Raw genomic sequence first — 7,234 nt, 5'->3', positions numbered from 1 at the left:
CAGGCCTTTGGCGCTGCCGGCACGCTGCTTGATCAGCGCCAGATCCAGCTCGCCGGCGTTGAATGCACGCCACACGTCGTGACTGAGGCCGCTGGTGATCTCCAGGCGGATACCCGGATGGGCATCGGCGAAATCGGCCAGATAGGGAGTCAGGCTGTTGGCAGCGAAATCGTCCGGCACGCCAAGGCGCACCTCGCCCTCCACCGCACTCTGCCCCAGCGCCAGCATGGCTTCGTCCATCAGTGCGACGATGCGGTTGGCGTAACCGAGCAGGCGCTCGCCCTCGGTGGTGGTCACCACGTAGCGGCCGCTGCGGTCGAGCAGCTCGGCGCCAAGCTGCTCCTCCAGACGCCGCACCTGCTGGCTGACCGTGGACTGGGTCAGATGCAGGCTGGCCGCAGCGCGAGTAAAGCCGCCGGTCTGCACCACGGCGAGAAAACTGCGTAACAGCACCGGATCGAGCATGTCGCCACCCATCATGAAACCCACTGGCAGGCATTCTACTATTTAATTTCCGAATCCAGCCGCGAATTCCTATAGTGCAGGGGAGCCAGTTTTCCGCGCGGGGACAGATCCCTGCGCCATTCACCCGCCGAGGCACTCTCTCGATGAGCAAATCGCCCTACTACTACGCCCCGCATGGCGGCCATCCCGGTCAGGAACAACTGCTGACCGACCGCGCCATGTTCACCGAAGCCTACGCCGTGATCCCCAAGGGCGTGATGCGTGACATCGTCACCAGTCACCTGCCGTTCTGGGACAACATGCGCATGTGGGTCATCGCACGCCCGCTGACCGGCTTTGCCGAAACCTTCTCGCAGTACATCGTCGAAGTCGGCCCGAATGGCGGCAGCAACAAGCCGGAGCTGGACCCGAGCGCCGAAGGCGTGATCTTCGTCGTCGAAGGTGAATTCAACCTGACCCTCAACGGCACCCAGCACGCCATGCGCCCGGGCAGCTACGCCTTCATCCCGCCGCAGAGCGACTGGTCGCTGCGCAACAACGGCAGCCAGGCCGTGCGCTTCCACTGGCTGCGCAAGGCCTACCAGCCGGTCGAGGGCGTGCCCCATCCGGAAGCCTTCGTCACCAACGAGCAGGATATCGAGCCGATCGTCATGCCCGGCACCGAAGGCCGCTGGAGCACCACGCGCTTCGTCGAGATCAGCGACATGCGCCATGACATGCACGTCAACATCGTCAACTTCGAGCCGGGCGGCGTGATCCCCTTCGCCGAAACTCATGTCATGGAACACGGCCTGTACGTGCTGGAAGGCAAGGCGGTGTATCGCCTGAACCAGGACTGGGTCGAGGTGGAAGCCGGCGACTTCATGTGGCTGCGCGCCTTCTGCCCGCAGGCCTGCTACGCCGGCGGCCCGGGCCGCTTCCGCTACCTGCTGTACAAGGATGTGAACCGTCAGATGCCGCTGACCCTGGGCGGCCTGAAGCGCTGATCGGCAATGCCCGTAGGGTGCGCCGTGCGCACCGATGCTGCGGCACCTGAGTATCGGTGCGCGCGGCGCACCCTACGAAGCGGCTCCTGGGTAGACATAAAAAGAAGGCCACCCCGAGGGGTGGCCTTTTCGTTTCTGCAACAACCGATCAGCTGTGGCGGATCAGGTGATCGAAGGCGCTCAGCGATGCCTTCGAGCCCTCGCCCATGGCGATGACGATCTGCTTGTACGGCACGGTGGTCACGTCACCGGCGGCGAACACACCGGGGATGTTGGTCGCGCCCTTGGCATCGACGACGATCTCGCCGAAGCGGCTGAGCTCGACGGTGCCCTTGAGCCAGTCGCTGTTGGGCAGCAGACCGATCTGCACGAAGATGCCTTCCAGCTCGACGCGATGCTGCTCCTCGGTGGTGCGATCCTTGTAAACCAGGCCGTTGACCTTCTGACCGTCGCCAGTGACCTCGGTGGTCTGCGCGCTCTTGATCACGGTCACGTTGGGCAGGCTGAACAGCTTCTTCTGCAGCACGGCGTCGGCGCGCAGGGTATCGGCGAATTCCAGCAGGGTGACGTGGGCGACGATGCCGGCCAGGTCGATGGCCGCCTCGACGCCGGAGTTGCCGCCACCGATCACCGCCACACGCTTGCCCTTGAACAGCGGGCCGTCGCAGTGCGGGCAGAAGCACACGCCCTTGGCCTTGTACTCCTGCTCGCCGGGCACGCCCATTTCACGCCAGCGCGCGCCGGTGGAAAGGATCACGGTCTTGGCCTTGAGCGAGGCGCCGTTCTCGAACTTCACTTCGTGCAGGCCGCCTTCGCTGCTGGCCGGCACTAGGGCCGAGGCACGCTGCAGGTTCATCACGTCGACTTCGTATTCCTTGACGTGTTCTTCCAGCGCGCGCACCAGTTTCGGGCCTTCGGTTTCCTTGACCGAGATGAAGTTCTCGATGGCCATGGTGTCCAGCACCTGGCCACCGAAGCGCTCGGCGGCAATCGCGGTACGGATGCCCTTACGTGCGGCGTAGATGGCCGCCGCAGCACCGGCCGGGCCACCGCCGACCACCAGCACGTCGAAGGCTTCCTTGGCGCTCATCTTCTCGGCATCGCGGTTGGCGGCGCCGGTGTCGATCTTGGCGAGGATTTCCTTCACGTCCATGCGGCCGGAAGCGAACACCTCACCGTTCAGGTAGATGCTCGGCACGGCCATGATCTGGCGACGCTCGACTTCTTCCTGGAACAGCGCACCGTCGATGGAGACGTTGCGGATATTGGGGTTGAGCACGGCCATCAGGTTCAGCGCCTGAACCACGTCCGGGCAGTTCTGGCAGGAGAGCGAGAAGTAGGTCTCGAACTCGAACTTGCCCTCGATGCTCTTGATCTGCGCGATGGTGTCGGCATCCAGCTTGGACGGATGGCCACCAACCTGCAGCAGCGCCAGTACCAGCGAGGTGAACTCGTGGCCCATGGGGATACCGGCGAAGGTCAGGCCGATATCCGCGCCGGGGCGCACCAGCGAGAACGACGGGCGGCGGGCATCGCGGCCGTCGGTCTTCAGGGTGATCTTGTCGGTCAGGCCGACGATGTCTTGCAGCAGGCCCAGCAGCTCCTGAGATTTCGCGCTGTCATCGAGGGACGCGACGATCTCGAACGGCAGGGTGACCTTCTCCAGGTAGGCCTTCAACTGGGCTTTAAGATTGGCGTCCAACATGGCGGAAATTCCTCAAATACGAAAAATTCGGGCAATAAAATGCCCGGACGGATCGCGCCCGGGCATCGGGCACCACAAGGGCCGGTAATGGCCCTGACAGCGCAGAGTGGGTCCTTTCCGACCTGAGACAGGCCGGAAAGGAAGCTGGCAGATTTAGATCTTGCCAACCAGGTCCAGCGACGGAGCCAGAGTGGCTTCGCCTTCTTTCCACTTGGCCGGGCAAACCTGACCCGGGTTGGCGGCGGTGTACTGAGCGGCCTTCAGCTTGCGCAGGGTCTCGGACACGTCACGGGCGATCTCGTTGGAGTGGATCTCCAGAGTCTTGATCTGACCTTCCGGGTTGATGATGAAGGTGCCGCGCAGCGCCAGACCTTCTTCCGGAATGTGTACGCCGAAAGCGTTGGTCAGCTGGTGGGTGGGGTCGCCGATCAGCGGGAACTGAGCCTTGCCAACGGCCGGCGAAGTTTCGTGCCATACCTTGTGCGAGAAGTGGGTGTCGGTGGTCACGATGTAGACCTCGGCACCGGCCTTCTGGAACTCGGCGTAGTTGTTGGCGGCGTCTTCGATTTCGGTCGGGCAGTTGAAGGTGAAGGCAGCCGGCATGAAGATCAGCACGGACCATTTGCCCTTCAGGGACTGCTCGGTGACTTCGATGAACTCGCCAGCGTGGAAAGCGTTGACCTTGAACGGCTGGATCTGAGTATTGATGAGGGACATCTCTGACTCCTTGTGAGTTGCTATGAGGGTTGAAAAATCTACGGTCGCTATATTAGCTACCTAACGGAAAAAAGCTTATTGATTACGGCCATGATATCGATTGAATGCACCAATCGATGTTACAACCCACGTCGCACGTGGGCTGCAGCCCTGGTTCAGACCAGGGTGGGATCAATCAGCAGCGCGAGTTTACCTGCGACCTGGTTACCGGCGAGTGTCTCGAACGCCGCCTCACTGTCTTTGATCGCAAAACTGCGCTCCAGTTGCGGCTTTAATCGTCCTTCGGCGAACAGCGGCCAGACCTGCTGCTGCAGATCGCGCAGCAGGTCCGCCTTGAACTGCTCGTCACGGTTACGCAGGGTTGAACCGATCAGCTGAATGCGCTTGCCCAGCACCTGCGCCAGGTCCAGGGTGGCCTCGCGGCCGCCCATCAGGCCGATGTTGATCCAGCGCCCGTCACGTGCCAGCAGCTCCAGATTGAGCGCGGCGTACTGCCCGCCAACCGGATCGAGGATCACGTCGTAGGGACCGAAGTCGCGCAGGCTCTGCAAATCCTCGCCTCTCAGCGCTCCACCCTGCGCTCCCAGCGCCTCGCAGTAGGCCAGCCGCTCGGCGGAGCCGACACTGACCCAGCAGGGGCTGCCGAATGCCTTGCACAGCTGAATGGCTGCCGAGCCCACGCCGCTGGCGCCGGCATGCAGCAGCACCTTTTCCCCCGGGCGCAGCGCACCGAGCTGGAACAGATTGAGCCAGGCGGTGGCATAGACCTCCGGCACTACCGCCGCCTCGACCAGGCTGAGGCCTTCGGGTATCGGCAAGGCGTGGCGCGCATCGAGCACCACTTCCTCGGCCATGCCACCGCCGGCCAACAGGCAGCAGACACGATCGCCCACCTGCCAGGCGCTGCCTGCACCGACCTCGATAACCACCCCGGAACACTCCAGGCCCAGGGCCTGGCTGGCACCAGGCGGCGGCGGATAGAGACCGGCACGCTGCAACAGGTCGGCACGATTCAGCCCGGCGGCAGCCACCTTGACCCGAATCTGCCCCGCGTCGCAGGCCTGAGCGGGTTGCTCCAGCCACTGCGCCTGCCCCTCGACGCCTTGCAATGCCTTCATGCTGCCTCCATAGTGCAAGTGGAACGGGCCCGGCGCAGACCGCCGGGCTTACGTCTAGCGCCAACGGAACCTGGCGCCCTCAATTACGGCCTAATATGCGTTATCACCTGCCACTACGTCGAATCAGCATGAAGCGCTCCCTTGCAAGTACCGCCCTCGCCCTCGTACTCGGCTTCAGTGCCCTGCCGTTGGCGGCCAAGACCACCACTGCTCCTGGCTGGGACTACCTGCAGCCGGATCGCGAGCAAGTGATTGCCAGCCTCAACGTAGTGGAATTGCTCAGACGCCATCACTACAACAAGCCGCCGCTGAATGACGAGCGCTCGATTCAGATCTACGACAACTACCTGAAGTTGCTCGATCCGACGCGCAGTTATTTCACCGCCGGCGACATCGCCGAATTCAACCAGTGGCGAACCAAGTTCGATGATCTGCTCAAGAGCGGCGATCTCGAACCAGGTTTCGCCATCTATCGCCGCCACCTGACCCGCCTGCAGGAGCGCCTGGACTACGCCCTGGCAGAGCTCGGCAAGGGCGTCGACAAGATCGACTTCACCATCGACGAAGAGCTGCAGGTCGACCGCGAGAAAGCCCCCTGGGCCAAGGATCGCGCCGAACTCGACGAGCTCTGGCGCAAACGCCTCAAGGACGAAGTGCTGCGGCTGAAGATTGCCGGCAAGGAAACCAAGGACATCCAGGAACTGCTGACGAAGCGTTACCGGAACCAGCTGGCGCGCCTCAAGCAGACCCGTGGCGAAGACGTGTTCCAGGCCTACATCAACGCCTTCGCCACCACCTACGATCCGCACACCACCTACCTGTCGCCGGACAATGCGGAAAACTTCGACATCAACATGAGCCTGTCGCTGGAAGGCATCGGCGCCGTGCTGCAGAGCGACAACGAGCACGTCAAGGTCGTACGCCTGGTACCGGCCGGCCCGGCAGAGAAGAGCAAGCAGATCGCCCCGGCGGACAAGATCGTTGGTGTCGCTCAGGGTAACGGCGAGATGGTCGACGTGATCGGCTGGCGTCTGGACGAAGTGGTCAAGCTGATCCGCGGCCCGAAAGGCTCCACCGTGCGCCTGGAAGTGATTCCGGCCAGCAACCCGCCCAGCGACCAGACCAGCAAGGTGGTCACCATCACCCGTGAGGCGGTCAAGCTGGAAGAGCAGGCAGCCAAGAAGAAGGTTCTGGAACTCAAGCACGAGGGCCGCGACTACAAGCTCGGGGTCATCGAGCTGCCGGCCTTCTATCTCGACTTCAAGGCGTTCCGCGCTGGCGACCCGAACTACAAGAGCACCACCCGCGACGTCAAACGCCTGCTCGACGAGCTGCAGGCCGAAAAGGTCGACGGCGTGGTGATCGACCTGCGCAACAACGGTGGCGGCTCGCTGCAGGAAGCCACCGAGCTGACCAGTCTGTTCATCGAACAGGGCCCCACCGTGCTGGTGCGCAATGCCGACGGCCGTGTCGACGTGCTCGCCGACGACAGCAAAGGCGTCTACTACAGCGGTCCCCTGGCCGTGCTGGTCAACCGCCTGTCCGCCTCGGCCTCGGAGATCTTCGCCGGCGCCATGCAGGACTATCACCGCGCGCTGATTCTCGGCGGCCAGACCTTCGGCAAGGGCACGGTGCAGACCATCCAGCCGCTCAACCACGGCGAGCTGAAACTGACCCTGGCCAAGTTCTACCGCGTCTCGGGGCAAAGCACGCAGAACCAGGGCGTGATTCCCGACATCCTCTACCCCGACGTGATGGATACCAAGGACATCGGCGAAAGCGCGCTGCCTGCCGCCCTGCCCTGGGACAGCATCCGCCCGGCGATCAAGCCCGAACTGGACCCGATCAAGCCCTTCCTGAGCGAACTGAAAGTGCGCCATGACCGGCGCACGGCCAATGACCCGGACTTCGTCTTCACCCGCGACCGCCTGAGCCTGGCCAAGAAGCTGATGGCCGAAACCACCGTCAGCCTCAACGAGCAGACGCGTCGTGCCCGCCAGGCCGAGGTGGAAGCCAAGCAGCTCAAGCTGGAGAACAACCGCCGGCTGGCCAAGGGCGAAGATCCGCTCAAGGAACTGCAGAAGGAAGACGAGGACGCCCTGCCGCTGGAAGACGGCAAGAGCACGCCGGAAGATGACGCCTACCTGGCCGAATCGGGGCGCATCCTGCTCGACTATCTGGGACTCAACCCCTCACTCGCGCTGCACTGAGCGCAAAGCATCTAACGTCATCAAATCGTCATC

At 63.2% G+C, this 7,234-nt stretch carries 6 protein-coding genes; 2 read left to right on the top strand and 4 right to left on the bottom strand.

The window, feature by feature from the left end:
* On the bottom strand, nucleotides 1-465 hold a 465-nt coding region (locus tag N7333_RS07145; RefSeq protein WP_279858616.1), incomplete at its 3' end, for a LysR family transcriptional regulator.
* Nucleotides 466-608: 143 nt separating this feature from the next.
* Here N7333_RS07145 and N7333_RS07140 point away from each other — a divergent pair.
* Nucleotides 609-1,451: a bifunctional allantoicase/(S)-ureidoglycine aminohydrolase gene (locus tag N7333_RS07140; protein ID WP_129483516.1), complete on the top strand. Its 843-nt coding sequence runs from the start codon at nucleotides 609-611 to the stop codon at nucleotides 1,449-1,451.
* 148 nt (nucleotides 1,452-1,599) lie between these two features.
* Here the strand turns inward: N7333_RS07140 and ahpF are convergent, their stop codons facing one another.
* The 3 genes from ahpF to N7333_RS07125 all read right to left on the bottom strand — a co-directional run bounded on the left by ahpF (nucleotide 1,600) and on the right by N7333_RS07125 (nucleotide 4,991).
* Nucleotides 1,600-3,156, bottom strand: a complete 1,557-nt coding sequence (gene ahpF, locus N7333_RS07135; protein WP_129483515.1) for an alkyl hydroperoxide reductase subunit F — start codon at nucleotides 3,154-3,156, stop codon at nucleotides 1,600-1,602.
* A gap of 153 nt (nucleotides 3,157-3,309) precedes the next feature.
* A complete protein-coding gene (gene ahpC / locus N7333_RS07130) occupies nucleotides 3,310-3,873 on the bottom strand; it encodes an alkyl hydroperoxide reductase subunit C (RefSeq protein WP_003241777.1) in 564 nt (187 codons plus the stop codon).
* 155 nt (nucleotides 3,874-4,028) lie between these two features.
* Nucleotides 4,029-4,991: an NAD(P)H-quinone oxidoreductase gene (locus N7333_RS07125; RefSeq protein WP_129483514.1), complete on the bottom strand. Its 963-nt coding sequence runs from the start codon at nucleotides 4,989-4,991 to the stop codon at nucleotides 4,029-4,031.
* Between the two features lie 128 nt (nucleotides 4,992-5,119).
* On the opposite strand from N7333_RS07125, the gene N7333_RS07120 reads away from it, so the two are divergent.
* Complete coding sequence (locus N7333_RS07120; protein ID WP_003241774.1) at nucleotides 5,120-7,201, top strand: carboxy terminal-processing peptidase; 2,082 nt, start codon at nucleotides 5,120-5,122, stop codon at nucleotides 7,199-7,201.
* Nucleotides 7,202-7,234 lie beyond the last annotated feature (33 nt).

It is taken from the genome of Pseudomonas sp. GD04158, from assembly GCF_029834875.1.
Lineage (GTDB): Bacteria > Pseudomonadota > Gammaproteobacteria > Pseudomonadales > Pseudomonadaceae > Aquipseudomonas > Aquipseudomonas hydrolytica.
This window is presented reverse-complemented; position numbering and strand designations above follow the sequence as displayed.

Coding starts and splice junctions, on each gene's coding strand:
- N7333_RS07140 (WP_129483516.1), top strand. CDS start 609: ATGAGCAAATCGCCCTACTACTACGCCCCGCATGGCGGCCATCCCGGT.
- ahpF (WP_129483515.1), bottom strand. CDS start 3,156: ATGTTGGACGCCAATCTTAAAGCCCAGTTGAAGGCCTACCTGGAGAAG.
- ahpC (WP_003241777.1), bottom strand. CDS start 3,873: ATGTCCCTCATCAATACTCAGATCCAGCCGTTCAAGGTCAACGCTTTC.
- N7333_RS07125 (WP_129483514.1), bottom strand. CDS start 4,991: ATGAAGGCATTGCAAGGCGTCGAGGGGCAGGCGCAGTGGCTGGAGCAA.
- N7333_RS07120 (WP_003241774.1), top strand. CDS start 5,120: ATGAAGCGCTCCCTTGCAAGTACCGCCCTCGCCCTCGTACTCGGCTTC.